This is a genomic window from Burkholderia sp. BC1, from assembly GCF_052683555.1.
The window spans coordinates 41981-68611 of the sequence record NZ_JBQYLP010000005.1 but is presented as its reverse complement, the minus strand read 5'-3'; the positions used below and the strand labels follow the sequence as shown (position 1 = coordinate 68611).

Here is a 26631-nt window from a genome sequence, read left to right as displayed (position 1 = left end):
CATGCAAAGCACCCTCTCCCAATCGCCCGGTAGCCGCTTTTCCCAGTACATGGCGCTGACGAAGCCGCGTGTCACGCAGCTTGCGGTGTTCTGCGCGGTGATCGGCATGTTCCTCGCGACGCCGGGCATGGTGCCGTGGCATGTGCTGATCGGCGGCACGGTCGGCATCTGGCTGCTGGCCGGCGCCGCATTCGCGATCAACTGCCTCGTCGAACAGAAGGTCGACGCGATGATGCGCCGCACCGCGTGGCGCCCGTCCGCGCGCGGCGAGATCACGACGCCGCAGATCCTGCTGTTCTCGGCCGTGCTCGGCAGCCTCGGCGCATGGACGCTCTACACGTTCACGAATGCGCTGACGATGTGGCTGACGATCGCGACCTTCGTCGGCTACGCGGTGATCTACACGCTGCTGCTCAAGCCGATGACGCCGCAGAACATCGTGATCGGCGGCGCGTCGGGCGCGATGCCGCCCGCGCTCGGCTGGGCGGCGGTCACGGGCGCCGTGCCGGGCGACGCGTGGATCCTCGTGCTGATCATCTTCGTGTGGACGCCGCCGCATTTCTGGGTGCTCGCGCTGTATCGCCGCAAGGATTACGAGAACGCCGGCCTGCCGATGCTGCCCGTCACGCACGGCGAGAAGTTCACGCGGCTGCACATCCTGCTCTACACGGTGATCCTGTTCGCGGTCACGATGATGCCGTTCATCTCGGGGATGAGCGGCGCCGTCTACCTGACGAGCGCGGTGCTGCTCGGCGCGGTGTTCCTCGCGTATGCGTGGAAGATCTACCGCGACTATTCGGACGAACTCGCCCGCAAGGCCTTCCGTTATTCGATCGTCTATCTGTCGCTGCTGTTTGCCGCGCTGCTCGCCGATCACTACGCGCGCCCGCTGCTCGGCGTGTAACCGCACGGTTTGAACGCAATGCTCCACTCATGGTTCGGGCGCCGCGCGCGCCAGCGCTGGGCGCTCGTCTGCGCATTCGCGGCGGCGCTGCTGCTCGCCGCCTGCGACAACGCGCCGAAATTCCAGAATCTCGACATCACCGGCAACACGCAGTTCGGCAGCGATTTCGCGTTGCCCGACACGAGCGGCAAGGTGCGCACGCTCGCCGACTTCAAGGGCAAGGCCGTCGTGATGTTCTTCGGCTATACGCGCTGCCCGGACGTGTGTCCGACGACGATGGCCGAATTGTCCGAAGCGCTGAAGCAGCTCGGGCCCGATGCCGCGAAGCGCGTGCAGGTGCTGTTCGTGACGGTCGATCCCGAGCGCGATACGCCCGCGCTGCTCGGCCAGTATGTGCCCGCGTTCGATCCGTCGTTCATCGGGCTGCGTCCGGCCGACGACGCGCAGCTGAAGAAGGTGACGAAGGATTTCCGCGTCTATTATGCGAAAGTGCCCGGCAAGACGCCGGGCAGCTACACGATGGATCACACGGCCGCGAGCTACGTGTTCGATCCGGACGGCAAGCTGCGCCTGTTCGTGCGCGACGGTCAGGGCCCCGGCCCGTGGGTGCACGACCTGAAGCTGCTGATCGGCTGAGCGGCCGGCATGCCGTGCCTGTCCGGGCGTTCGACCCGGCAGGCGCGTGACGGCCGCGAGCCGCCGTCACGCGTTCCTTCTTTTTCTCCCGCCTTTTTGCTCATCGCCCTTGTCGGCGCGTGCGCGCCGTACATGCAGGGTGGTGCCGGCGCGCATCGCCCGTATCGCGTTACGGCAGCGCCGGCACGTTGAAGCCGGTCGCCGCGCGCGTGATGCGGAATTCCGTCACGCGATAGGTCGCGAGCCCTTCGGTGACGAACGGATCGGTCTGCAGTATCGCTTCCAGCGCGTCGCGATCGATGCGCGCCGCGAGGATCACGCCGCCTGCACGCGGCACCTTCGGCCCGGCCGCGATGAAGATGCCCTTGTCGAGCAGCGGCTGCAGATACGCGCGGTGGCGTTCGAGCGCGTCGTCGATGCGCTCGAGCGACGCGGTGTAGTGGATGTCGATGACGTACATGTCGAAATGGCCTCGGAGTGTCGCCGGCGCATTGCGCGCACCGGTCAGCGGACCTTTGTAGCACAGCGGGCGTTCGCTGTCGTGCCGGGTGCCGCGCCGTATTCAAGTTGTAAGCGCTACTGCCGTAAATACGGGGGCAACCGTTTGCGCGCGGCGGCCTGCGCGCGCATCGACATCGACAACAGGGCACCTCCGATGAGCAGAATGAGTTTGAATCGCAAGCTATGGCTCGCGCTTGCGCTGGTATGGATCGGTCTGCTCGGCGTTGGCGCGTGGAGCGCGTACGAAACGCGCGCGACGATGCTTGCCGAGCGCAAGGAAGGGATCACGAATCTCGTCGACGCGGCGGCCGGCATCGTGAAGTCGTACTGCGCGCTCGCGCAGAGCGGCACGCTGCCGGAGGCCGATGCGAAGCGCGACGCGCTCGCGAGCCTCGCCGCGATGCGCTACGGCGACGCGGGCTACGTGTTCGTGATGGACTCGAAGCCGGTCGTGCTGATGCATCCGACGCTGCCGAAACTCGTCGGCACGCAGGTCGGCGATTATCTCGATCCTGACGGCAAGCCGCTGTTCGTGACGATCCTGAATGCCGCGAAGGCGACCGGCAGCGGCTTCGCCGAATATCGCGGCCGGCTGCCGCATAGCGAGACCGCGGTGCCGAAGATCAGCTACGTCACGCGTTTCGCGCCGTGGGACTGGAACATCTCGAGCGGCGTGTTCGTGAAGGACATCGATACCGTCTACTACCGGACGCTCGCCGGCCACCTCGTCGTCGTGCTCGTGATCGGCGTTCTGATCAGCGCCGCGATGCTCGTGATCATCCGCAACGTGCGCCGCAGCCTCGGCGGCGAGCCCGATGCGGCCGCCGCGCTCGCGATGCGCATCGCGCAGGGCGACCTGACGCAGCCGGTGCCGGTGCGCGCCGGCGATCGCACCAGCATGATGGCCGCGATGCGCGACATGCAGGCGCGGCTGCAGGCGACGATGGGCGGGATCCGGCAGTCGGCCGAGTCGATCGCGGCCGCGAGCCGCCAGATCGCGGCCGGCAACGACGATCTGTCGCAGCGTACCGAGGAGCAGGCTGCGTCGCTCGAGGAAACGGCCGCAAGCATGGAGCAGCTGACGGCAACCGTGAAGCAGAACGCGGACAACGCGCGGCAGGCGAGCGGGCTCGCGAACAACGCATCGGAGATCGCGCGCACGGGCCACGACGTCGTGAGCCGCGTGATCGTCACGATGGGCGAGATCGACGACAGCTCGCGCAAGATCGCCGACATCATCGGCGTGATCGAAGGGATCGCGTTCCAGACCAACATCCTCGCGCTGAACGCGGCCGTCGAGGCGGCGCGTGCGGGCGAGCAGGGGCGCGGCTTCGCGGTCGTGGCCGGCGAAGTGCGTTCGCTCGCGCAGCGCAGCGCGACGGCCGCCAAGGAAATCCGCGAACTGATCGTCGACTCGGTCGAGCGCGTGCGCAACGGATCGACGCTCGTCGGCCAGGCCGGCACGACGATGGGCGAGATCCTGCAGGCGGTCGCGCGCGTGACCGACATCATGGGCGAGATCGCCGCCGCGTCGGAGGAGCAGGCGAGCGGCATCACGCAGGTGGGACGCGCGGTCACGCAGATGGATCAGGTCACGCAGCAGAATGCGGCGCTCGTCGAGCAGGCGGCCGCGGCGGCCGCGTCGCTGCAGGAGCAGGCCGGGCGGCTGCGCGATGCGATCGGCGCGTTCCGTGTCGGCGATTCGGCCGAAGCGGCGCCGCGTGCGCACGCCGACGAGCGGGCCTTCGAGCGGGCCTTCGAGCGGCACGACGCCGACAGCGAGACGGTCGCCGCCTGACGCGCGGCGTGCCACGCGCACCGAGATATGGGGCACGGCGGCACGGCCCGGCGGGGCGGGCTGCGGCCCCGACGAAACGGCCGGCGCCACGGCCCGCGCCGGCACCGTCGCGGTGCATACCCATATGAGCGGGATGTATTTCACTTCCCGCCGATCCTGTGACACCATTTGCCCCTTGCTGCGAGTCGGGGGATACCCGTATCGCGCCCCATTTCCAGTTTGCAAGAAAGCGAGAAACCAGATGAAGCGTCGCAGTCTCCTGAAAGTCTTTTCCGTGCTGGCCGCCGGTGCCGCGCTGACGATGTCGGCGGGCGCGCACGCCGAAGACAAGGTCATCAAGGTCGGCACGGTCGCCGGTCCGGATGCCGAGGTGTGGCAGGTCGTGCAGAAGGTGGCGAAGGAGAAGGAAGGCCTGAACGTGAAGGTCGTCGAGTTCAACGACTACGTGCAGCCGAACGCGGCGCTCGACGCGGGCGATCTCGACGCGAACAGCTTCCAGCACCAGCCTTATCTCGACAGCCAGGTGAAGCAGCGCGGCTACAAGATCGTGACGGCCGGTCTGACCTACATCTCGCCGATCGGCGTCTATTCGAAGAAGTTCAAGTCGCTGAAGGAGCTGCCGCAAGGCGCGAAGATCGCGGTGCCGAACGATCCGTCGAACGAGAACCGCGCGCTGCTGCTGCTGCAGGCGCAGGGCGCGATCAAGCTGAAGGCCGGCGCCGGCACGGGCGGCAACAACGCGACGGTGCTCGACATCGCCGACAATCCGAAGAAGCTGAAGATCTCCGAGCTCGACGCCGCGCAACTGCCGCGCGTGCTGCCGGACGTCGACGCGGCCGTGATCAACACGAACTACGCGCTCGCCGCGAACCTGCAGCCGACGAAGGACGCGATCGCGCTCGAGTCGCTGACGAGCCCGTACGCGAACGTGATCGCCGTGCGCACGAAGGACAAGGATCAGCCGTGGGTGAAGAAGCTGGTCAAGGCGTACCAGTCGCCGGAGGTGAAGGAATTCATCAAGAAGCAGTTCAAGGGCTCGATGGTCGCGTCGTTCTGAACGCGATCGGACGATCGAACGAAGGCCTGCCTGTGTGCAGGCCTTTTTTTCGTCCGGCGGCGGGCAGGGCGTGCCCGTCCGCTACGCATGATCGGGAGCGGCCGACAAGGCCCGAAGGGCCGCCGAAACGACAGGGCCTGCCTCGTGCAGCCGCCCTTTTCGCGAACGACAAGCGCCGCGCGGCCGGCCGTGTCTGCATGACGGCGCTCACATCTCGCCGCGCCGCGAGCAGATCGCCATGATCTGCTGGATCGCATAGTTGTCGCGCACGCCGGGCAGCGACTGCACGATGCACTCGTGATAGCGCCGCTCGCGCGGCAGCAGCATCGCGCTGTTGCGGTACAGCGCGTCGCACGAACGCTGGATCAGTTGCGCCGCCGCGCCGTTGCGGCTCTCGCGCAGCGCCTGCAGCATGCACTGATCGTATTGCGCGTCGCCGTCGGCGAGGCCGGATGCGGCGGCCGGCAGCGGCGACAGCGCGGCGGCGATCGAGATCGCGGCAACGGTCGCGATCGAGCGGAGATCCGGAGGCATGGGCGTCCCGATGACATGAAAGGGCCGCCGACAGCATAGCGTAAAGCGCTGCACGCGGCGGGCCGCGTCGGGCCGCGGCGGCGGCGCGGCGCGCGAAAGCGCGGAGTCAGGCGGTGGTCTGCGGAAATGGTATCCTCGTGCGTTCGCCGCCGCGTGCCTTCCCGGGGCACGCGCGCGGGCCGGCCGCCGCCGTTTCGCGCGGACGGCGCCCGCCGCGGCGCGAAATCCATCATCCAGAACCGACAATACGGGGGAGACTCACCCATGAAGCGTTTCAAGACTTTCGCGATCCGTTCGATCACGGCCGGCGTGGCCGCACTCGCGCTCGCCGGCGCTGCGCACGCGCAAACCGTCAAGGTGCTGTCGATCGTCGATCACCCGGCACTCGATGCGATCCGCGATGGCGTGCGTGCCGAACTGAAGGCGGAAGGCTACGGCGACGACAAGCTCAAGTGGGAATACCAGAGCGCGCAGGGCAACACCGGCACGGCCGCGCAGATCGCGCGCAAGTTCGTCGGCGATCAGCCCGACGTGATCGTCGCGATCGCGACGCCGGCCGCGCAGGCGGTCGTCGCGGCCACCAAGAGCGTGCCGGTCGTCTATTCGGGCGTGACCGATCCGGTCGCCGCGCAACTCGTGAAGGGCTGGGGCCCGTCGAGCACCAACGTGACGGGCGTGTCCGACAAGCTGCCGCTCGATCGCCAGGTCGCGCTGATCAAGCGCGTCGTGCCGAAGGCGAAGACGGTCGGCATGGTCTACAACCCGGGCGAGGCGAATTCGGTCGTCGTCGTGAAGGAGCTCAAGGAGATCCTCGCGAAGCAGGGCATGACGCTGAAGGAAGCGGCCGCGCCGCGCACGGTCGACATCGGCCCGGCCGCCAAGAGCCTGATCGGCAAGGTCGACGTGATCTACACGAATACCGACAACAACGTCGTGTCCGCGTACGAAGCGCTCGTGAAGGTCGCGAACGAGGCGAAGATTCCGCTCGTCGCCGGCGACACCGACAGCGTGAAGCGCGGCGGCATCGCGGCGCTCGGCATCAACTACGGCGACCTCGGCCGGCAGACGGGCAAGGTCGTCGCGCGTATCCTGAAGGGCGAGAAGCCGGGCGCGATCGCCTCCGAGACGAGCAGCAACCTCGAGCTGTTCGTGAACACGGGCGCGGCCGCGAAGCAGGGCGTGACGCTCTCGCCGGATCTCGTGAAGGAAGCGAAGACGGTCATCAAGTAAGCCGCAGCCCCGGCTGCGCCCGAAGGCCCGATCGGGGCCTGCTCGACACCGCCGGACGGGCGGCCCCCACCGGGGCCGCTCGTTCGCTTGGCCCGGCCGCACACGTCCGGCCGGGAGGCAACAGGATTTTCCATCATGTCTCTGTTCTCGTTTCTGGGTGCGCTGGAGATCGGCCTGATCTTCAGTCTCGTCGCCCTCGGGGTGCTGATCTCGTTTCGCATCCTCAACTTCCCCGACCTGACCGTCGACGGCAGCTTTCCGCTCGGCGGCGCGGTCGCCGCGACGCTGATCTCCGCCGGCTACGATCCGTTCACGTCGACCTGTCTCGCGATCGTCGCGGGCGCGCTCGCCGGGTTCGTGACGGGCTGGCTCAACGTGCGCCTCAAGATCATGGATCTGCTCGCCAGCATCCTGATGATGATCGCGCTCTATTCGGTGAACCTGCGGATCATGGGCCGCCCGAACGTGCCGCTGATCACCGAGCCGAGCGTCTTCACGGTGCTGCAGCCCGACTGGCTGCCCGACTACGTGCTGCGTCCGGCGCTGCTCGCGCTCGTGGTCGTGGTCGCGAAGCTCGGCCTCGACTGGTTCTTCTCGTCGCAGCTCGGTCTCGCGATGCGCGCGACCGGCGCGAATCCGCGGATGGCGCGCGCGCAAGGCATCGCGACGGGCCGCGCGACGCTCGCCGGGATGGCGCTGTCGAACGCGCTCGTCGCGCTCGCCGGCGCGCTGTTCGCGCAGACGCAGGGCGGCGCCGACATCTCGATGGGGATCGGCACGATCGTGATCGGGCTCGCGGCGGTGATCATCGGCGAGACGCTGCTGCCCGCGCGCCGGCTCGTGCTGACGACGCTCGCGGTCGTGCTCGGCGCGATCGTCTATCGCTTCTTCATCGCGCTTGCGCTGAACAGCGAATTCATCGGCCTGAAGGCGCAGGACCTGAACCTCGTGACGGCCGCGCTCGTCACGATCGCGCTGGTGCTGCCGGCGACGCGCAAGAAGCTGTTCGCGCGCAAGAACGGAGGGGCATGACATGCTGTCCGCACAAGACCTCACACTCACGTTCAATCCCGGCACGCCGATCGAGACGCGCGCGCTGCGCGGGCTGTCGCTCGAGATTCCCGACGGCCAGTTCGTCGCGGTGATCGGCTCGAACGGCGCCGGCAAGTCGACGTTCCTGAATGCGATCAGCGGCGACCAGCGCGTCGATTCGGGCCGCATCGCGATCGACGGCGCCGACGTCACGCGCCAGCCCGCATGGGACCGTGCGCATCTCGTCGCGCGCGTGTTCCAGGATCCGATGGCCGGCACCTGCGAGGCGCTGACGATCGAGGAGAACATGGCGCTCGCAATGGCGCGCGGCGCGCGGCGCGGGTTTCGCGCGGCGCTCGATCGCGCGTCGCGCGAGCTGTTCCGCGACAAGCTGCGGCTGCTGAACCTCGGCCTCGAGAACCGGCTGACCGACCGGATCGGGCTGCTGTCGGGCGGCCAGCGTCAGGCGGTGAGCCTGCTGATGGCGTCGCTGCGGCCGTCGCGGATCCTGCTGCTCGACGAGCACACGGCCGCGCTCGATCCGAAGACGGCGGCGTTCGTGCTGGAGCTGACCGCGCGCATCGTCGCCGACAGCAAGCTGACGACGATGATGGTCACGCACAGCATGCGGCAGGCGCTCGACTACGGCGATCGCACGGTGATGCTGCATCAGGGGCAGGTCGTGCTCGACGTGGCGGGCGACGCGCGCAAGGGGCTCGACGTGCCGGATCTGCTGCAGATGTTCGAGAAGGTGCGGCACGAGCAGCTCGACGACGACGCGCTGCTGCTGGGCTGAGCGCCCGCTCGGCCGATCGGGCCGCCGCGGCCGGCGCGCAGCGTGCGCGTCGCCGCGGCGGCCCGCGTCGTTTGCGGGGACGGATAGCCGCCTGGGCGGCGGCTCCGGCAATCTGCATGACCCTTTTTGTTGAGGCCTGACAGCGCCCAAGGCGATCCTCTATACTGTATATCCATACAGCATCGAGTCGCATGATGTCCGCTTCATCCCTGTCCCCCGAATCCCTCCATCCGTCGCTCTGGCGCGGCTCGCAGCTCGCGCGCGGCGGCCCGCGCACGATCGACACGGGCTTCGCGACGCTGTCCGCCGAGTTGCCGGGCGGCGGCTGGCCGGTCGGCGGGCTGATCGAGCTGCTGGCCGCGCAGCCGGGCTGCGGCGAGATGCGGCTGCTCGCGCCCGCGCTCGCGCGCACCGTCAGCGCGCGGCGGCCGCTCGTGCTCGTCGCGCCGCCGCAATGGCCGCATGCGGCCGCGCTCGCCGCGCTCGGCGTGCCGCCGGAGTCGCTGCTGTGGCTGCGCGCCGGCAGCCGCATCGATGCGTTGTGGGCCGCCGAGCAGGCGCTCAAGACCGGCTGCTGCGGCGCGCTGCTGCTATGGCAGGATGCGCGGCCCGACGCGCTGCGGCGTCTGCATCTCGCGGCCGCGCGCACCGGCGACACGCTGTTCGTGATGCTGCGTCCGCTGTCGGCCGCGCGGCAGCCGTCGCCGGCGGTGCTGCGCGTCGCGCTGTATCCGGCGCCGGGCGGCGTGTCGCTCGACATCGTGAAGCGCCGCGGGCCCGCGCGCAGCGAGCCGCTCGAACTCGACCTGCCGTCGCCCATCGTGGAGAGCCGCTATGCGCGTCTTGCTCGGCATCCATCTGCCGCGCCTGCCGCTCGACGTGTGCGCCGCGCCGCCGTCTGACGGCGATGCGGGCGGCGCCGGCTGTGCGGTGCTCGAGCAGGGCGTCGTGCTGATCGCCGATGCGGCCGCGCGGCGGCAGGGCGTGCGCGCGGGCATGAAGCGCGGCGGCGTGCTGACGCTCGCGCCCGACACGCAGCTCGTCGAACGCGATCCCGCGCGCGAAGCCGATGCGCTGCGCGCGGTCGCGCTCGCGCTGCTGCGCTTTTCGCCGAACGTCGCACTGGCCGACGAAGCGACGCTCGTCGTCGACGTCGGCCCGAGCCTGCGCCTGTTCGGCGGCTTGCCGTCGCTGTGCCGGCAAGTGCGCGCGACGCTCGCGGCGCTCGGCTATGCGGCACGCATGTCCGCCGCGCCGACCGCCGGCGGCGCGTGGCTGCTGGCGCGCGCGTCGGCCCGTGTGCGCAGCCGGCGCCGCGTCGCGCGCCGCGCATCGCTCGTTCGCGCGCTCGACGCGCTGCCCTGCGTGCTGCTGCCCGACGCGCGTCCGTATGCGGGCTGGTTCGACGGCCTCGGCTGCCGCACGCTCGCCGATCTGCGCGGGCTGCCGCGCAAGGGGCTGCAGCGCCGTTGCGGGCCGGCGCTGCTGGCCGCGCTCGATCGCGCCTATGGCGACGCGGTCGAGCCGCTGGCATGGATGGCGGTGCCGCCGGTGTTCGACGTGCGGCTCGAATTGGCGGAGCGCGTCGACTATGCGGAAGCCGTGCTGTTCGTCGCGCGGCGTCTCGTCGTGCAGTTGTGCGGCTGGCTCGCCGCGCGGCAGTTGTCGCTGGCTGCGATGACGTTCGATCTCGAGCACGAGCGCGGCCGCCAGGCCGTGCCGCCCACGTCGCTCGAACTCGCGTTCGCCGCGCCCGTGCGCGACGAAGCGCATTTCATGCGGCTGCTCGGCGAACGGCTTGCGCGCGTCGAATTGCCGGCCGCGGTGATCGCGGTGCGCCTGAAGGCCACGCGCGTCGAATCGGTCGCGCCGCCGGCCGACGATCTGTTTCCCGAGCCGGGCGGCACGAAGGAAACGCGCGCGCGGCTGCTCGAACTGCTGGTCGCGCGGCTCGGCGCCGAGAACGTGCTGTGCGCGGCGCCGGTGGCCGATCATCGGCCCGAAGCCGCGAATCGCTGGCTGCCGCTCGATGCGCAGGCCGGCAAGCCGCCGGGCGCGCCGCCGGCGATGCCGCCGCGTCCCGTATGGTTGCTGCCCGAGCCGTTGCCGCTGCTGATGCGCGAGAACCGGCCGGTGTTCCATACGCCGCTCAGGCCGATGTCGTCGCCCGAGCGGATCGAGGCAGGCTGGTTCGACGGTCAAACGATCGCGCGCGATTACTACGTGGCGCAAGACGAAGAGGGCGCGTGCTACTGGATATTCAGGGAACGAATGAGCAGTCAGGCAGACCCGCACTGGTTTCTGCACGGCCTGTTCGGGTGAGCGGCGATGGTTGCGGAATCCCGGTTGCTGCCCGCTTATGCGGAGTTGTTCTGCCGTTCGAACTTTTCGTTCCTGCATGGCGCATCGCATGCGGAGGAACTGGTCGCGCGCGCCGTGAAGCTCCGCTATCGCGGCATCGCGATCACCGACGAATGCTCGCTCGCGGGCGCACCGCGGATGCATGTCGCGGCGCGGGCCGCCGGCTTGCCGCTGATCATCGGTTCGTACTTCGAGGTCACGCCGGATGAGGCGCCGCCCGGTCACGACCCGGGGCCCGGCGCATTCGGGCTCGTGCTGCTCGCGCAGAATCGCGAAGGCTACGGCAACCTGTCCGAGCTGATTTCATGGCGACGGATGGCCGCGCCGAAAGGCACGTACCAGCTGACGCCGCGCATGCTGTCGAGGCCGCCCGAGGAATTCGCGCATCTGCGCGGGATGCCCGACTGTTTTGCGATTCTCGTGCCCGTGTATCCGGTGCGCGCAGATGTACTCGACGCGCAGGTCGCGTGGTTTCGCGCGACGTTCGGCGAGCGTGCGCGGCTCGGGCTCGTGCAGTTGCAACGTGCGCTGGACGGCCCGCAGCGCGAAGAGATTCGCGCGGCCGGCGCGCGGCGCGGCGTGCGTGTCGTCGCGCTCGGCGACGTGACGATGCACAAGCGCTCGTGCAAGCCGCTGCAGGACGTGATGACGGCGATCCGGCTCGGGATGCCGGTGTCCGAGTGCGGCTATGCGCTCGCGCCGAATGCGGAGCAGCATCTGCGTTCGCTTGCGCGGATCGCGAAGCTGTTTTCGGCGGACGAGATCGCGCAGACGTGTGCGATTCTCGATGCGTGTCATTTCGAACTCGATACGCTGCGCTACGAGTATCCGGACGAGATCGTGCCTCCCGGACATACGCCGACCAGTTATCTGGAGCAGGAGACCAAGGCCGGCGCGGCTGAACGTTATCCGCAGGGTGTGCCGGAGAAAGTGGAACAACAGATCCGGCATGAACTCGATCTGATCGCGAAGCTGAGCTACGAACCGTTCTTCCTGACCGTCTACGACATCGTCAAATACGCGCGCAGCCGCAACATTCTGTGCCAAGGGCGCGGTTCGGCGGCGAATTCGGCTGTCTGTTATTGCCTCGGCATCACCGAGGTGGATCCCGAGCAGAGCACGCTGCTGTTCGAACGCTTCATCAGCGAGAATCGCGGCGAGCCGCCCGACATCGACGTCGACTTCGAGCATCAGCGGCGCGAGGAAGTGATTCAGCACATCTACGAAAAATACGGCAAGCATCGCGCGGCGATCGCGGCGGCCGTCTCGACCTATCGGCCGCGCGGCGTGCTGCGCGAAACCGGCAAGGCGCTCGGCGTCGATCCGATGCTCGTCGATCGTGTCGCGAAAGGGCATCGATGGTTCGACGGCAGTCGCGATCTGCTGCAGCAGTTCGAGATGGTCGGGCTCGATCCCGCGACGCCGCTGATCCGCACCTGGGCGGAGCTCGCCGCGCGGCTGCTCAATTTTCCGCGCCATCTGTCGCAGCACTCGGGCGGTTTCGTGATCAGCCGCGGCAAGCTCACGCGGCTCGTGCCGGTCGAGAATGCCGCGATGGACGGGCGGCGCGTGATCCAGTGGGACAAGGACGATCTCGAGGCGCTCGGCTTGCTGAAGGTCGACGTGCTCGCGCTCGGGATGCTGTCGGCGCTGCATCGCGCATTCGACATGATCACCGCGTGGCGCGGCCTGCAGCCTGACGGGAAGCCGTTCGGGTTCGACCACATTCCGCGCCACGACGACGACACCTACGACATGATCTGCCGCGCCGACACGGTCGGCGTGTTCCAGATCGAGTCGCGCGCGCAGATGTCGATGCTGCCGCGCCTGAAGCCGCGCGAATACTACGACCTCGTGATCCAGGTATCGATCGTGCGGCCCGGGCCGATTCAGGGCGGCGCCGTGCATCCGTATCTGAAGCGGCGCAGGATCGTGGCCGGCGAAGAAGAGGGCGAGGTCACGTATCCGAGCGACGCGCTCAAGGCGGTGCTCGAACGCACCCTCGGCGTGCCGATCTTCCAGGAACAGGTGATGCAGATCGCGATCGTCGCGGCGGGCTTCACGCCGGACGAGGCCGATGCGCTGCGGCGCGCGATGGCCGCATGGAAGCGCAAGGGCGATCTCGGCAAATATCACGACCAGATCGTCAACGGGATGCTCGAGCGCGGATACACGCGCGAGTTCGCCGAGCAGATCTTCGAGCAGATCAAGGGCTTCGGCGAATACGGCTTTCCCGAGAGCCACGCGGCGAGCTTCGCGAAACTCGCGTACGCGAGCAGCTGGCTCAAATGCCACGAACCGGCGATCTTCGTTGCCGCGCTGCTGAACAGCCAGCCGATGGGCTTCTATGCGCCCGCGCAACTCGTGCAGGATGCGCGGCGTCACGGCGTGACCGTGTTTCCGGTCGACGTGACGAAAAGCAACTGGGAGACCTCGCTCGAAGCGCTGCCCGGCGCCGCCCCGCCGGAGGGCGATCCCGCGGTGCGGCTCGGGCTGTCGCTCGTGCGCGGCTTCGGCGAGGCGGCCGCGCGGCGCATCGAAGCCGCACGCGCGGCCGGCCCGTTCGAGAACGTCGATGCGCTCGCGCGCCGCGCCCGGCTCGAGCGTCGCGATCTCGAAGCGCTGGCTGCCGCGAACGCGCTCGCGACGCTCGCCGGCCATCGCCGCGACGCGTTGTGGCAGGCCGTCGCCGCGGCGCCGGATCGCGATCTGCTCGCGGCCGCGCCGATCGACGAAGCGGAGCGGCCGGCGCTCGGCGCGCCGTCGGAAGCCGACGAGATTCTCGCCGACTACGACACGACCGGCCTCACGCTGAACCGTCATCCGGTCGCGCTGCTGCGGCCCGCGCTGCGCGCGCGGCGGCTGTCGTCCGCGGCCGAGCTGCGCGATCGTCCGGACGGCCGGCTCGCGCGCGCATGCGGCATCGTGATCGCGCGGCAGATGCCGGGCACCGCGAAAGGCGTGCTGTTCATGACGCTCGAGGACGAAACGGGCTGCGTGAACGTGATCGTGCGCCCCGAGCTGCTCGCGCGGCAACGTCGCGAAACGCTCGATTCGCGCTTGCTCGCCGCGTCGGGCGTCTGGCAGGTCGTCAGCGACGTGAGGCATCTCGTCGCGCAGCATTTCGAGGACCTCACGCCGCTGCTCGGCGGCCTGCGCACGTCGACGCGCGAGTTCCACTGAGGCACCGTGCCGGCCGCCCGCCGGCACGCGTCGCCGGTGCATACCAGTTTCGAGAACTGGTTCTATTCTGGTCCCGTTTCTTGCGGCCTAAACGCGTCGTTCCAGCCCCCGGAATGCGCGCGCAGGCAGACCGATGCGGGTAAATCCCTATCCCGAATTACGTTGTAAACAAAGGCTTTGCGGAAACTAAACCGCTTGCCGGACAAGGCTCCCGGCGATTTTCGACGCGCTAATACCAGTTCGTTGACTGGTATTATGGTGGTTATATAATGCGTTCACTTTCGACGGCTCGCGGTCGTCGTCCGACACCCGGAGGCACATGGAAACCGGCTGGTCCGAACTGGCGCTCGATCCGCTCAGCGATACGCCGCTCTATCTGCAGCTCGCCCGCAAGCTGGCCGGCGCGATTCACGGCGGCACCTGGCGGGCCGGCGAGGCGCTGCCGTCGGAGCGCGCGCTGTCGGCGTCGGTCGGCGTCTCGCGGATCACGGCGCGACGTGCGCTCGCGCTGCTGGTCGAGCAGGGCCTCATCAGACGCTCGCGCGGCGCGGGCAGCTTCATCACGCCGCGCGTCGCCGATCCGCTGTCGCGGCTCGTCGGCTTCACCGCGAAGATGCGCCAGCGCGGCTTCATGCCCGATTCGGTCTGGCTCGAGCGCCGGCTGCGCGCGGCGACGCGCGCGGAGCTCACGCATCTCGGCCTCGCGCCGGGCGCGATGGTTGCGCGGCTCGAACGGCTGCGCCGCGCGGACGGCATCGTGATGGCCGTCGAGCATTCGACGCTGCCGGCCGCGGTCGTGCCCGATCCGCTCGCGCTCGGCGCGTCGCTGTACGAATACCTCGAAGCGCGCGGCATGAACGTGGTGCGCGCGCTGCAGCACTTTCGCGCGGTCAACGCGACGCGCGAGATCGCGAAGTGGATGGCCGTGAAGCCGGGCGCCGCGCTGCTCGTGATCACGCGCATCGGCTACGGTGCCGACCAGCGCGCGATCGAAGTGACCGAAACGTATTGCCGCGACGACTACTACGACTTCGTCGCCGAACTGAAACGCTGACGCGCGACACTGCGCGCCGACATGCAACCGATTCGCACATCACGACGCGGATGCCCGCGTCACCCGATCCTCAAGAGAACGTCATGCTGACTGGCAACATCCTGACTCCCGACGGCTGGATTCACGGCTCGCTCGACAGCGAGAACGGCCGCATCACCACCCTCGACGGCACGCCCGCCGATCCCGCGAAGAACGACGCGCCGTACATCCTGCCCGGTTTCATCGATCTGCACGTGCACGGCGGCGGCGGCGCCGACGTGATGGAAGGCGGCGACGCGATCGAGACGATCGCGCGCACGCACGCGCAGTTCGGCACGACGAGCCTGCTCGCGACGACGATGACCGCGCCGCGCGACGAACTGATGGAAGTCGTCGCGAATCTCGGCACCGCGGCGCGCACGCGCACGCCCGGCGGCGCGCGCGTGCTCGGCGTGCATCTCGAAGGCCCGTACATCAATCCCGGCAAGCTCGGTGCGCAGCCGGACGCGGCCGTGTCCGCGGTGCTCGACGAAGTGCTGAAGTATCTGTCGATCGCGCCGATCCGCGTCGTCACGCTCGCGCCGGAAATCGCCGGCCATATCGAGATCATCGGCGAGATGGCTGCGCGCGGCGTGCGCGTGCAGCTCGGCCACTCGCTCGCGACGTACGACGATGCCGTCGCAGCGCTCAAGCACGGCGCGTGCGGCTTCACGCATCTGTTCAACGCGATGTCGCCGCTCCATCACCGCAATCCCGGCCTCGTCGGCGCGGCGCTCGCGCACGCCGAATACGCGGAAATCATTCCCGATCTGCTGCACGTGCATCCGGGTGCGATCCGCGCGGCGCTGCGCGCGATTCCGCGGCTGTACGTCGTCACCGACAGCACGTCGGCGACCGGCATGCCCGACGGCGAATACCGGCTCGGCAGCCAGCACGTGACGAAGTGCCTCGGCGGCGTGCGGCTCGCCGACGGCACGCTCGCCGGCAGCACGCTGACGATGGACCAGGCCTTGCGCAACCTCGTGTCGCTCGGTCTGCCGATCGCCGACGTGTCGAACCGGATGTCGCGCTATGCGGCCGACTACCTCGGCCTTGCCGATCGCGGCCGCCTCGAGCGCGGCGCGTGGGCCGACCTCGTCGTGTTCGATCGCGACCTGAACCTCACCGCGACCTACGTCGAAGGAGAATCGATTGTCGAATATGCTTAACGAAGCGCGCGAGTCCGCCCGGGTCGTCGCCGCGCAGCTTGCCGACACGACGCGCGTCGAAGCGCTCGCCGGCCAGCTGATGGATCATCCGCCGGCCGTCGCGCTGACGGTCGCACGCGGCAGCTCCGATCATGCCGCGAGCTATTTCGCGAGCCTGACGATGAGCCGCCTCGGCGTGCCGGTCGCGTCGCTGCCGATGTCGGTCGCGACGCTGCAGCAGGCGCCGCTGAAGGTGCAGGACCAGCTCGCGATCGCGTTCTCGCAGTCGGGCAAGAGTCCCGATCTCGTCAATACGATGACTGCGCTGCGCGAAGCCGGCGCGCGCACGGTGGCGGCCGTCAACGTGCTGCCGTCGCCGCTCGCCGACGCGTGCGAGCACCAGTTGCCGCTGTTGGCCGGCCCCGAGCTGTCGGTCGCGGCGACGAAGAGCTACATCGCGATGCTGTCGCTGTCCGCGCAGATCGTCGCGTTCTGGCAGCGCGACGCCGCACTGATGACGGCGCTGCGCGGGCTGCCCGACGTGCTCGCGCGCGCGGGCACGCTCGACTGGTCGGCGGCCGTCGACGCGCTCGCCGGCGTCGAGCGGATGATCGTGATCGGCCGCGGCCTCGGCCTCGCGATCGCGCAGGAAGCCGCGCTGAAGCTGAAGGAAACGTCCGGCATTCAGGCCGAGGCGTTCTCGAGCGCGGAGGTGCGTCACGGCCCGATGGAGCTGATCGACCGCGACTACCCGCTGCTCGTGTTCGCGCCGCCCGGCCCCGAGCAGGCCGGCCTGCTGCAGCTCGCCGACGACATGCGCGCCCGCGGCGCGGCCGTGCTCGTCGCCGCGCCCGCCGGCACGCCGGGTGCGACGCTGCCGCTCGCCTCGTCCGCCCATCCGGCGCTCGACCCGATCGCCGCCATTCTTTCGTTCTACGTGATGGCGGCCGAGCTTGCCGTCGCGCGCGGCCGCAATCCCGACACGCCGCGCCACCTGAACAAAGTCACCGAAACGCACTGATAGCCGAGACAGCCGATGAGACGCGCCGAGGAGTCCCAGTTGAAGAGTTCCACCCACGATCAGATCGTCCTGCTCGCCCCGCTGACGGGGCCGATCGTCGCACTGGCCGACGTGCCCGATCCGGTGTTCTCCGGCGGGATGTTCGGCGACGGCATCGGCATCGATCCGCTTGCCGGCAAGCTGGTCGCACCGTGCGCGGGCATCGTGTCGCATCTCGCGCGCACGGGTCACGCGGTGACGATCACGACGCCGCACGGCGCGGAAGTGCTGCTGCACATCGGCATCGACACCGTCGAGCTGAACGGGCAGGGCTTCACCGCGTGCGTCGAAGCCGGCGCGCGCGTCGAAGCGGGCGACCTGCTGATCGAGTTCGATCAGGACGCAGTCGCGCGCACCGCGCATTCGCTGGTATCGGTGATCGCGATCGCGAATTCCGATGCGTTCGACGTGATCGAGCGCGCGAGCGGTTTCGCGACGGCCGGCGAGACGCCGCTGCTCACGCTGCGCGGCAAGGGCGAGGCCGCCGCGCAGGCCGCGCAGGCGGGCGCAGCCGCGATGAACGAAGTGCGGCGCGAGCTCGTGCTCACGCAGCCCGGCGGCCTGCATGCGCGGCCGGCCGCGCGTGCGCGCGAAGCGGCGCGCGGGCACGATGCGCACGTCGAAGTGCATTTCGACGGCCGCAAGGCGCCGATCGAAAGCGTCGTCGGCCTGCTCGGTCTCGGCGCGGGCGAACGTGCGACGGTCGTGCTGGTCGGCCGCGGCGCGCATGCGCAGCAGGCCGTCGATGCGGTTGCCGCCGAGCTGCTGCGCGAAGCGCACGGCGAGGCCGAGGAAAAGCCGGCGCGGCTGACGTCGCCGGCGCCGCAGCCGGTCGCGAACCGCAGCGGCGCGCCGCTCGCGCCGAACACGCTTGCCGGCGTCTGCGCCGCGCCCGGCATCGCGGTCGGCACGCTGGTGCGGCTCGACGACGCCGACATCGTGCCGCCCGAACAGGCCGCCGGCACGCCGGCCGCGGAAAGCCGCCGTCTCGATCAGGCGCTGAAGACGGTCGATGCGGAACTCGACGGCACCGTGCGCAGCGCATCGGCGCGCGGCGCGGTCGGCGAAGCGGGCATCTTCGCGGTGCACCGCGTGCTGCTCGAGGATCCGACGCTGATCGACGCGGCGCGCGACCTGATCAGCCTCGGCAAGAGCGCGGGCTTCGCCTGGCGCGCGACGATCCGCACGCAGATCGACACGCTGTCGAAGCTCGACGACGCGCTGCTTGCCGAGCGCGCGGCCGACCTGCGCGACATCGAGAAGCGCGTGCTGCGCGCGCTCGGCCATACGAGCGGCGCGGTACGCGCGCTGCCCGACGAGGCCGTGCTCGCGGCCGAGGAATTCACGCCGTCCGATCTGTCGTCGCTCGATCGCGCCCGCGTGACCGCGCTCGTGATGGCGCGCGGCGGCGCGACCTCGCATGCGGCGATCATCGCGCGGCAGCTCGGCATTCCGGCGCTCGTCGCGGTCGGCGACGGGCTGTACGCGATTCCGGACGGCACGCAGGTCGTCGTCGATGCGAGCGCCGGGCGGCTCGAACATGCGCCGACTGCGCTCGACGTCGAACGTGCGCGCCACGAGCGCGAGCGTCTGGCCGGCGTGCGCGAAGCGAACCGCCGGATGGCCGGCGCGGCGGCCGCGACCGCCGACGGCCGCGCGATCGAAGTGGCCGCGAACATCGCGACGCTCGACGACGCGAACACCGCCGTCGACAACGGCGCGGACGCGGTCGGCCTGCTACGCACCGAACTGATGTTCATCCACCGCCAGGCTGCGCCGACGATGCTCGAACATCAGCAGAGCTATCAGGCGATCGTCGACGCGCTGCAGGGCCGCACCGCGATCATCCGCACGCTCGACGTCGGCGCCGACAAGGAGGTCGACTACCTGACGCTGCCGCCGGAACCGAATCCCGCGCTCGGCCTGCGCGGCATTCGCCTCGCGCAGGTGCGTCCCGATCTGCTCGACGATCAGTTGCAGGGCCTGCTCGCGGTCAAGCCGTTCGGTGCGGTGCGCATCCTGCTGCCGATGGTCACCGATGCGGGCGAACTGGTGCGGCTGCGCAAGCGCATCGACGAATTCGCGCGCGCGCAGGGCCGCACCGAGCCGATCGAGGTCGGCGTGATGATCGAGGTGCCGTCGGCCGCGCTGCTCGCCGATCAGCTCGCGCAGCATGCGGATTTCCTGTCGATCGGCACCAACGATCTCACGCAGTACACGCTCGCGATGGACCGCTGCCAGCCCGATCTGGCCGCGCAGGCCGACGGGCTGCATCCGGCCGTGCTGCGCCTGATCGACCTCGCGGTGCGCGGCGCGGAAAAACACGGCAAGTGGGTCGGCGTATGCGGCGCGCTCGGCGGCGATCCGCTCGCGGTGCCGATCCTCGTCGGCCTCGGCGTGACCGAACTGTCGGTCGATCCTGTATCGGTGCCGGGCATCAAGGCGCGCGTGCGCCGTCTCGATTACGCGTTGTGCCGTCAGCGTGCGCAGGATCTGCTCGCGCTCGATTCGGCGCACGCGGTCAGGGCAGCAAGCCGCGAGATCTGGCCGCTCGACTGAGTCGTCGGCGGCGGGCTCGCGGCCCGTTTTACTACGAAAGCAATCAAGTCAACGACGAGACAATGGACTGGAGGACTGAATGGACGGGAATCCGTTTCTGAAGATACAGAGCCTGGGACGGGCGCTGATGCTGCCGATCGCGGTATTGCCGGTCGCCGGCATCCTGCTGCGGCTCGGGCAGCCGGACGTGTTCAACATCAAGATGATTGCCGATGCCGGCGGCGCGATCTTCGACAACCTGCCGCTCTTGTTCGCGATCGGCGTGGCGGTCGGCTTCGCGAAGGACAACAACGGCGTCGCGGCGCTCGCGGGCGCGATCGGCTATCTGATCGAAACCGCGATCATGAAGGACATCGACCCGAAGCTGAACATGGGCGTGCTGTCCGGCATCATCGCGGGTGTCGTGGCCGGCCTGCTGTACAACCGCTACAAGGACATCAAGCTGCCCGACTACCTCGCGTTCTTCGGCGGCAAGCGGTTCGTGCCGATCATCACGGGGCTCGTATGCGTGGTGCTCGGCATCGTGTTCGGGTACGTGTGGCAGCCGATCCAGCATGCGATCGACGCGGCCGGCCAGTGGCTGACGACGGCGGGCGCGATCGGGGCGTTCGTGTTCGGCTTCCTGAACCGGCTGCTGCTCGTCACGGGGCTGCACCACATCATCAACTCGCTCGCCTGGTTCGTGTTCGGCAACTTCACGCCGCCCGCCGGCGGCGAGATCGTGCACGGCGACCTGCATCGCTTCTTCGCGGGCGATCCGACCGCGGGCACCTTCATGGCCGGTTTCTTCCCGATCATGATGTTCGGCCTGCCGGCCGCATGTCTCGCGATGCTGCATGAAGCGCCGAAGGAGCGCCGCGCGATGGTCGGCGGCCTGCTGTTCTCGATGGCGCTGACCTCGTTCCTCACGGGCGTGACCGAGCCGATCGAATTCAGCTTCATGTTCCTCGCGCCGGTGCTGTACGTGATCCACGCGGTGCTGACGGGGCTGTCGCTCGCGATCTGCCAGATCCTCGGCGTGAAGCTCGGCTTCACGTTCTCGGCCGGCGCGATCGACTACGTGCTGAACTACGGGCTGTCGACGAAGGGCTGGATCGCGATTCCGCTCGGCATCGCATACGGCATCGCGTATTACGCACTGTTCCGCTTCTTCATCCGCACCTTCAACATGGCGACGCCGGGCCGCGAGCCGGCATCGGCCGATGCGGCGAGCGAATCGTATGCGTCCGGCGGCTTCGTCGCGCCGGCGGCCGGCGCTGCGGGCACTGCGACGGCCGCGGCCGCCGCGCCTCGCGCGCAGCGCTATATCGCGGCGCTCGGCGGTGCGGGCAACCTGAGCGTCGTCGATGCATGCACGACGCGTCTGCGTCTGACCGTCGTCGATCCGGCCAAGGTATCGGAGCCGGAGCTCAAGTCGATCGGTGCGCGCGGCGTGCTCAAGCGCGGCGGCAACAGCGTGCAGGTGATCATCGGGCCCGAGGCCGACATCATCGCGGACGAGATGCGCGCGGCGATCGGCGGCGGCGCAGCAGGCGCGGCCGTGAACGCGACGACGCCTGCGGGCGCCGTCGCGGAGCCTGCCGCAGGCGCGGCAGCCGGCCCGCTCGATCCGGAGCCCGCGCGCTGGCTCGCGGTGTTCGGCGGCGCGACGAACGTCGTGTCGCTCGACGCGATCGCGACGACACGTTTGCGCGTCGTCGTGCGCGATCCGTCGGCGGTCGATCGCGAGCGCCTCGGCACGCTCGACGTCGCATGGGTGTCGTCGGACACGCTGCACATCGTCTGCGGCAACGCGGCTGCGCGCTACGCACAGCAGCTCGGTGCGCGCCTGCCGTCGGCCGGCGACGGCGCGGCCGCGCAGCCGGCCTGACGCGACGACGCCGGCCCGCATCCGCATAGCGGATCGGCGGCCGGCCCGCAAAACGGAAACGGCTTGCGATGCGATCGCAAGCCGTTTTCTTTTGGCGCGGCGCGCAGCAGCAGTTGGCCGCCACGGCCACCGCCGCCGCTGCTCGACGTCACTTGCGCGGCACGCGCACCGACGCTTCCTGTTGCTTTTGGCGCGCCTCGAGCCACATCGCGTTGACGATCCCGAACGACAGCGCGACGCCGATCCCGAGAATCCAGCTGAAATACCACATGATCCGACTCCTTGCGAAACGGGGGAGCGGCCGCGACGCGCCTGCGCGCGTCGGCCGCGTTCAATACATCGAGTGCGTGTTCTCGTCGAGCATCTGACGCGTGACCTTGCCGCGCATCACGCGATAGACCCAGCTCGTATAGACGAGGATGATCGGCAGGAACACGATCACGGCGAACAGCATCACGAGCAGCGTCTTCTCGCTCGACGTCGAATCCCAGACCGTCAGGCTGCTCGTCGGGTCCATCGACGACGGCATGATGAACGGGAACATCGAGAAGCCGGCCGTGAGGATCACGCCGACGATCATCAGGCCCGTGCAGAAGAACGCGGTCTTCTCGCGTCGCGAGCCCGCGAGCAGCGTCGCGAGCAGCCCGCCCGCGATGCCGACCACGGGCGCCGCGATCATCCACGGATAGCCGCGGTAGTTCGCGAGCCACAGCCCGGCGCCGGACGCGACCTCCTTCAGCAGCGGATTGGCGACCGTGTCGGCGGGCGCGGCACGCGTGATGTGGAAGCCGTCGACATAGACGGCGACGAGCACGCCCGCGAGCGCGAACAGCACGACCGCGACGAACGACGACACGCGCAGCGCGACCGATGCACGGCGCGCGATCACGCCGTCGGTCTTCATCTTGATGAACGCGGCGCCGTGCGCGACGAGCATCGTCAGGCTGACGAGCCCGCAGAGCAGCGCGAACGGATTCAGCAGCGCCCAGAAGCTGCCGTGATAGCTGACGCGCAGATCGGTGTCGAAGCGAAACGGCACGCCCTGCAGCAGATTGCCGAACGCGACGCCGAACACGAGCGCCGGCACGAAGCCGCCGATGAACAGGCCCCAGTCCCAGCCCGCGCGCCAGCGCGGGTCCGTGCGCTTGCTGCGATAGTCGAAGCCGACCGGGCGGAAGAACAGCGCGAACAGCACGAGCAGCATCGCGAAGTAGAAGCCGGAGAACGACGCGGCGTAGACGAGCGGCCACGCGGCGAACATCGCGCCGCCGGCCGTGATCAGCCACACCTGGTTGCCTTCCCACGTCGCGCCGACCGTGTTGACGATGATCCGGCGTTCGTCGTCGGTCTTGCCGAGGAACGGCAGCAGCGCGGTCGCGCCCATGTCGAAGCCGTCGGTGACGGCGAAGCCGATCAGCAGCACGCCGACGAGCAGCCACCAGATCAGCTTGAGCGTTGCATAGTCCATAGCGATTCCTTGTGTCGTTGCGGGGGCATGCTCACGCGGCCGCGTGTTCGCGTGCGGCGGCCAGCTCGTGGTGATAGCGGCCGGTGTGCAGCGACGACGGGCCGAGGCGCGCGTACTTGAACATCAGCGTGATCTCGATCACGAACAGCGCGGTGTAGAACACGATGAACCCGGCCAGGCTCAGGTACAGGTCGGTCGGCGTGAGGCTCGACGCCGACAGATGCGTCGGCAGCACGCCCGCGATCGTCCACGGTTGTCGGCCGAGCTCGGCGACGACCCAGCCGAATTCCGCCGCGAGCCACGGCAGCGGGATCGCCCACACCGCGTAGCGCAGGAACCAGCGGCGGTTGTCCTGCAGCAGTTCGCGGCGCGCGCAGAACCAGAACGCGGCGATGAACGTCGCGAGGAACAGGAAGCCGAGGAACACCATGATGCGGAACGAGAAGAACACGGGCGCGACCGGCGGAATCGTCTTCTTCGCCGCCGCTTCGATCTGCGCAGGCGTCGCGTCGGTCACGTTCGGCGTGAACTGCTTGAGCATCAGCCCGTAGCCGAGATACTGCTTGTGCGCGTCGAACAGCGCGCGCGTCGCGGCGCTCGTGTCGCCGGCCTTGAGCTTCTGCAGCGCGCCGTACGCGATCATGCCGCTCTGGATGTGCGCCTCGCTGCGCTTCGCGAGCTCGCGCAGGCCGATCACGGGCTCGTCGATCGAGCGCGTCGCGATCAGGCCGAGCGCATACGGAATCTTGACCGCATAGTCGGTGCGCTGCGCGTCCTGGTTCGGGATGCCGATCAGCGTGAACGACGCCGGCGCCGGCTGCGTTTCCCATTCCGATTCGATTGCGGCGAGCTTCATCTTCTGCACTTCGCCGGTCGTGTAGCCCGATTCGTCGCCGAGCACGATCACGCAGAGCGTGGACGCGAGGCCGAAGCCGGCCGCGACCGCGAACGAGCGCAGCGCGAAATCGACGTCGCGCTTTTTCAGCAGATACCACGACGACACGCCGAGCACGAACATCGCGGCCGTCACGTAGCCGGCCGACACCGTGTGCACGAACTTCACCTGCGCGACCGGGTTGAACAGCACGTCGAACAGGCTCGTCAGCTCCATGCGCATCGTCTCGTAGTTGAATTCGGCGCCGACCGGATTGTTCATCCAGCCGTTCGCGACGAGGATCCACAGCGCCGACAGGTTCGAGCCGAGCGCGACGAGGAACGTGACGATCAGATGCTGCACCTTCGACAGGCGGTTCCAGCCGAAGAAGAACAGCCCGACGAACGTCGATTCGAGGAAGAACGCCATCAGGCCTTCGACGGCGAGCGGCACGCCGAAGATGTCGCCGACGTAGTGCGAGTAATACGACCAGTTCGTGCCGAACTGGAATTCGAGCGTGATGCCGGTCGTCACGCCCATCGCGAAGTTGATGCCGAACAGCTTGCCCCAGAACTGCGTCATGTCCTTGTAGACCTGCTTGCCGGTCATCACGTAGACGGATTCCATGATGACGAGCAGCCAGGACAGGCCGAGCGTCAGCGGGACGAACAGGAAGTGGTAGAGCGCCGTGATGCCGAACTGCAGACGTGACAGATCGACGACTTCGCTACTTATCATGGTGGTCTCCCTCGGTAGAAGCGGGCACCGGTACCGAGAGCAGCTTCTCGGCGACGGCGGCAGGCGGCAACGACATGTGTTCAGCCTGTGGATGATTGAAGAATGCGTATTTGAGCGACATCAACAGGATCAGCTTGAGAATCAGCACGAGCGTGATGTCGCGGGCGAGGGTCGGGCCGTGCGCCCACGCGACGACGCGCGCGCGCCAGCCGCGCGGCCGGGCCGGTTCCTGATTGATCGAGATCAATGCCGTTTCCCCTGAAACGATTTAAAGCGGTTTTGGCGCGACTTTATGCGGAATATGTGACGGCTGTTAAGCTGTTTTAATCCTTTTGCGCGGGACATGCCAATTTTAAAAGCGCGCATTTGCAATGCCGAGTGCTGCGCTGCGGCAGACCGTCGCGAAACCGGTTGAAAAACTTGAGGCAGATCAAGCTTTTGCGGAACATGCCCGAGAACGGGTAAATGCACGCGCAAAGCCGAAGCGGCGAATGGACGAAAAAAAACCGCTGCCGGTTGGCAGCGGTTTTCGGTGATGCGTTCGGGATCGTCGGATTATGCGTATTCGGCGAGTGCCGTGCGCATCTTTTTCATCGCGCTCGCTTCGATCTGGCGGATGCGCTCCGCGGAGACGCCGAATTCGGCCGCGAGATCGTGCAGCGTCGAGCCGCCCGAGCCGTCGTCGTCGACATGCAGCCAGCGCGCCTCGATGATGCGGCGGCTGCGCGCGTCGAGCGCGTCGAGCGCCTGGGCGATGCCGTCCGTCTGCAGCATGTCGCGCTGGCGCGCGGCCAGCACGGCGGTCGGCTCGTTGTGCGAATCGGCCAGATAGGCGATCGGCGCGTACGATTCCTCGCCGTCCTCGACTTGCCCTTCGAGCGCGATGTCGCCGCCCGACAGGCGCGTTTCCATCTCGGTCACTTCTTCGCGCTTCACGTTCAGTTCCTGCGCGAGACCGTCGATCTCCTCGGGCGTCATCGCCTGCATGCCCTTCTTGTGGCTGCGCAGGTTGAAGAACAGCTTGCGCTGCGCCTTCGTCGTCGCGACCTTCACCATCCGCCAGTTGCGCAGGATGTACTCGTGGATTTCGGCCTTGATCCAGTGAATCGCGTACGACACCAGGCGCACGTTTTGCGCCGGATCGAAACGCTTCACCGCTTTCATCAGACCGATGTTGCCTTCCTGGATCAGGTCGCCGTGCGGCAGCCCGTAGCCGAGATAGTTGCGCGCGATCGACACGACCAGGCGCAGGTGCGACAACACCAGGCGGCGCGCGGCCTCCAGGTTGTTGTTTTCGCGGTATTCGGTCGCGTACTGGCGTTCCTCTTCGGCGGTCAGCAGCGGAATGCGGTTGACGGCCTGGATGTACGCATCGATGTTGCCAAGCTGACCCGGCAACATCGAATGAGTTGCGAGCGCCAGCGAGCCTGCCGATTCGGCCTTGGCCGGCGTCGGGCTCAGGGTATTCGGGAGGGTCAGGGCGTTGCTCACTAAAAACTCCTTTGGAATCAGGGATGAACCCTGGTCTCGGGTTAGATTCCGAGGCCAATCTTAGCACTCCGTGGAGCCGAGTGCTAATACCTTAGAGCCCGTGCGGACATCGGAGTTCCCGGTTATCTATCAAAATAGTCGAGTCGATAGTCTAGGGTTCGACCGGAGGCGCAGTCGGGAGTTCCGACAGGGCGGCCGGCGGCGCGAATCGGCAGACGGTTTCGATTTTTGTAGATTTGGAAGCAAACAATTTCGCTTCGCGATGCCGATCGGAAAAGTCCTTTACCATACCATTCAGTTCGCTCGAGCACGGCCGCGC

22 protein-coding genes are annotated in these 26631 nt (G+C 68.3%); 15 read left to right on the top strand and 7 right to left on the bottom strand.

The annotated features are described in order from the left end of the window. The first annotated feature begins 1 nt into the window (after position 1). The gene (gene cyoE / locus ACSHSS_RS04055; RefSeq protein ID WP_012212666.1) at positions 2-904 is read left to right on the top strand and encodes a heme o synthase; all 903 of its coding nucleotides are present in this window, start codon (positions 2-4) and stop codon (positions 902-904) included. Positions 905-922: 18 nt separating this feature from the next. Continuing rightward, the gene (locus tag ACSHSS_RS04050; protein WP_261512182.1) at positions 923-1540 is read left to right on the top strand and encodes an SCO family protein; all 618 of its coding nucleotides are present in this window, start codon (positions 923-925) and stop codon (positions 1538-1540) included. A 169-nt stretch (positions 1541-1709) separates the two neighbouring features. Here the strand turns inward: ACSHSS_RS04050 and ACSHSS_RS04045 are convergent, their stop codons facing one another. Beyond that, positions 1710-2000: a YciI family protein gene (locus tag ACSHSS_RS04045; protein ID WP_006398209.1), complete on the bottom strand. Its 291-nt coding sequence runs from the start codon at positions 1998-2000 to the stop codon at positions 1710-1712. A 195-nt stretch (positions 2001-2195) separates the two neighbouring features. On the opposite strand from ACSHSS_RS04045, the gene ACSHSS_RS04040 reads away from it, so the two are divergent. Continuing rightward, a complete protein-coding gene (locus tag ACSHSS_RS04040) occupies positions 2196-3839 on the top strand; it encodes a methyl-accepting chemotaxis protein (protein ID WP_445544611.1) in 1644 nt (547 codons plus the stop codon). 241 nt (positions 3840-4080) lie between these two features. After that, on the top strand, positions 4081-4896 hold the full coding sequence (locus tag ACSHSS_RS04035) for a MetQ/NlpA family ABC transporter substrate-binding protein (protein ID WP_006398211.1): 816 nt from the start codon (positions 4081-4083) through the stop codon (positions 4894-4896). Between the two features lie 207 nt (positions 4897-5103). Here the strand turns inward: ACSHSS_RS04035 and ACSHSS_RS04030 are convergent, their stop codons facing one another. Further along, positions 5104-5430 carry a VF_A0006 family four-cysteine protein gene (locus ACSHSS_RS04030; protein ID WP_006407023.1) on the bottom strand — a complete coding sequence of 109 codons (327 nt, stop codon included), beginning with the start codon at positions 5428-5430 and terminating at the stop codon, positions 5104-5106. 264 nt (positions 5431-5694) lie between these two features. Between ACSHSS_RS04030 and ACSHSS_RS04025 the strand changes: the two genes are divergently transcribed. The 11 genes from ACSHSS_RS04025 to nagE all read left to right on the top strand — a co-directional run bounded on the left by ACSHSS_RS04025 (position 5695) and on the right by nagE (position 21741). Continuing rightward, positions 5695-6660, top strand: a complete 966-nt coding sequence (locus tag ACSHSS_RS04025) for an ABC transporter substrate-binding protein (protein WP_261512185.1) — start codon at positions 5695-5697, stop codon at positions 6658-6660. 135 nt (positions 6661-6795) lie between these two features. Beyond that, a complete protein-coding gene (locus ACSHSS_RS04020) occupies positions 6796-7692 on the top strand; it encodes an ABC transporter permease (RefSeq protein WP_445544610.1) in 897 nt (298 codons plus the stop codon). A 1-nt stretch (position 7693) separates the two neighbouring features. Next, positions 7694-8488 carry an ABC transporter ATP-binding protein gene (locus ACSHSS_RS04015; protein ID WP_217104145.1) on the top strand — a complete coding sequence of 265 codons (795 nt, stop codon included), beginning with the start codon at positions 7694-7696 and terminating at the stop codon, positions 8486-8488. A gap of 194 nt (positions 8489-8682) precedes the next feature. Further along, positions 8683-9390, top strand: coding sequence for a translesion DNA synthesis-associated protein ImuA (gene imuA / locus ACSHSS_RS04010; protein ID WP_039220701.1), 708 nt, complete (start codon positions 8683-8685; stop codon positions 9388-9390). Next, positions 9323-10810, top strand: coding sequence for a Y-family DNA polymerase (locus ACSHSS_RS04005; RefSeq protein WP_060111893.1), 1488 nt, complete (start codon positions 9323-9325; stop codon positions 10808-10810). Before imuA ends, ACSHSS_RS04005 begins: the two co-directional genes overlap by 68 nt. Before the next feature lie 6 nt (positions 10811-10816). Continuing rightward, the gene (locus tag ACSHSS_RS04000; RefSeq protein WP_261512190.1) at positions 10817-14032 is read left to right on the top strand and encodes an error-prone DNA polymerase; all 3216 of its coding nucleotides are present in this window, start codon (positions 10817-10819) and stop codon (positions 14030-14032) included. 319 nt (positions 14033-14351) lie between these two features. Continuing rightward, complete coding sequence (locus ACSHSS_RS03995) at positions 14352-15086, top strand: GntR family transcriptional regulator (protein WP_261512191.1); 735 nt, start codon at positions 14352-14354, stop codon at positions 15084-15086. Between the two features lie 83 nt (positions 15087-15169). Continuing rightward, positions 15170-16273 carry an N-acetylglucosamine-6-phosphate deacetylase gene (gene nagA / locus ACSHSS_RS03990; protein ID WP_006398220.1) on the top strand — a complete coding sequence of 368 codons (1104 nt, stop codon included), beginning with the start codon at positions 15170-15172 and terminating at the stop codon, positions 16271-16273. Next, positions 16266-17273 carry an SIS domain-containing protein gene (locus ACSHSS_RS03985; protein ID WP_039220140.1) on the top strand — a complete coding sequence of 336 codons (1008 nt, stop codon included), beginning with the start codon at positions 16266-16268 and terminating at the stop codon, positions 17271-17273. The genes nagA and ACSHSS_RS03985 overlap by 8 nt, the downstream gene beginning before the upstream one ends. A 15-nt stretch (positions 17274-17288) precedes the next feature. Continuing rightward, positions 17289-19871: a phosphoenolpyruvate--protein phosphotransferase gene (ptsP, locus tag ACSHSS_RS03980; protein WP_261512192.1), complete on the top strand. Its 2583-nt coding sequence runs from the start codon at positions 17289-17291 to the stop codon at positions 19869-19871. Between the two features lie 79 nt (positions 19872-19950). Continuing rightward, positions 19951-21741 carry an N-acetylglucosamine-specific PTS transporter subunit IIBC gene (nagE, locus tag ACSHSS_RS03975; protein ID WP_012212677.1) on the top strand — a complete coding sequence of 597 codons (1791 nt, stop codon included), beginning with the start codon at positions 19951-19953 and terminating at the stop codon, positions 21739-21741. A 148-nt stretch (positions 21742-21889) separates the two neighbouring features. Here the strand turns inward: nagE and cydX are convergent, their stop codons facing one another. The 5 genes from cydX to rpoH form a co-directional block, all read right to left on the bottom strand. Beyond that, entirely contained in the window at positions 21890-22012 is a 123-nt protein-coding gene (gene cydX / locus ACSHSS_RS03970; protein ID WP_006398224.1) for a cytochrome bd-I oxidase subunit CydX, read from the bottom strand. Between the two features lie 60 nt (positions 22013-22072). Continuing rightward, the gene (cydB, locus tag ACSHSS_RS03965) at positions 22073-23209 is read right to left on the bottom strand and encodes a cytochrome d ubiquinol oxidase subunit II (RefSeq protein ID WP_261512193.1); all 1137 of its coding nucleotides are present in this window, start codon (positions 23207-23209) and stop codon (positions 22073-22075) included. Between the two features lie 31 nt (positions 23210-23240). After that, the gene (locus ACSHSS_RS03960) at positions 23241-24821 is read right to left on the bottom strand and encodes a cytochrome ubiquinol oxidase subunit I (protein ID WP_039220128.1); all 1581 of its coding nucleotides are present in this window, start codon (positions 24819-24821) and stop codon (positions 23241-23243) included. Then, complete coding sequence (cydP, locus tag ACSHSS_RS03955) at positions 24811-25068, bottom strand: cytochrome oxidase putative small subunit CydP (RefSeq protein ID WP_006398227.1); 258 nt, start codon at positions 25066-25068, stop codon at positions 24811-24813. The genes ACSHSS_RS03960 and cydP overlap by 11 nt, the downstream gene beginning before the upstream one ends. Positions 25069-25376: 308 nt before the next feature. Beyond that, a complete protein-coding gene (gene rpoH / locus ACSHSS_RS03950; RefSeq protein ID WP_006406641.1) occupies positions 25377-26312 on the bottom strand; it encodes an RNA polymerase sigma factor RpoH in 936 nt (311 codons plus the stop codon). Between the last annotated feature and the right edge of the window lie 319 nt (positions 26313-26631).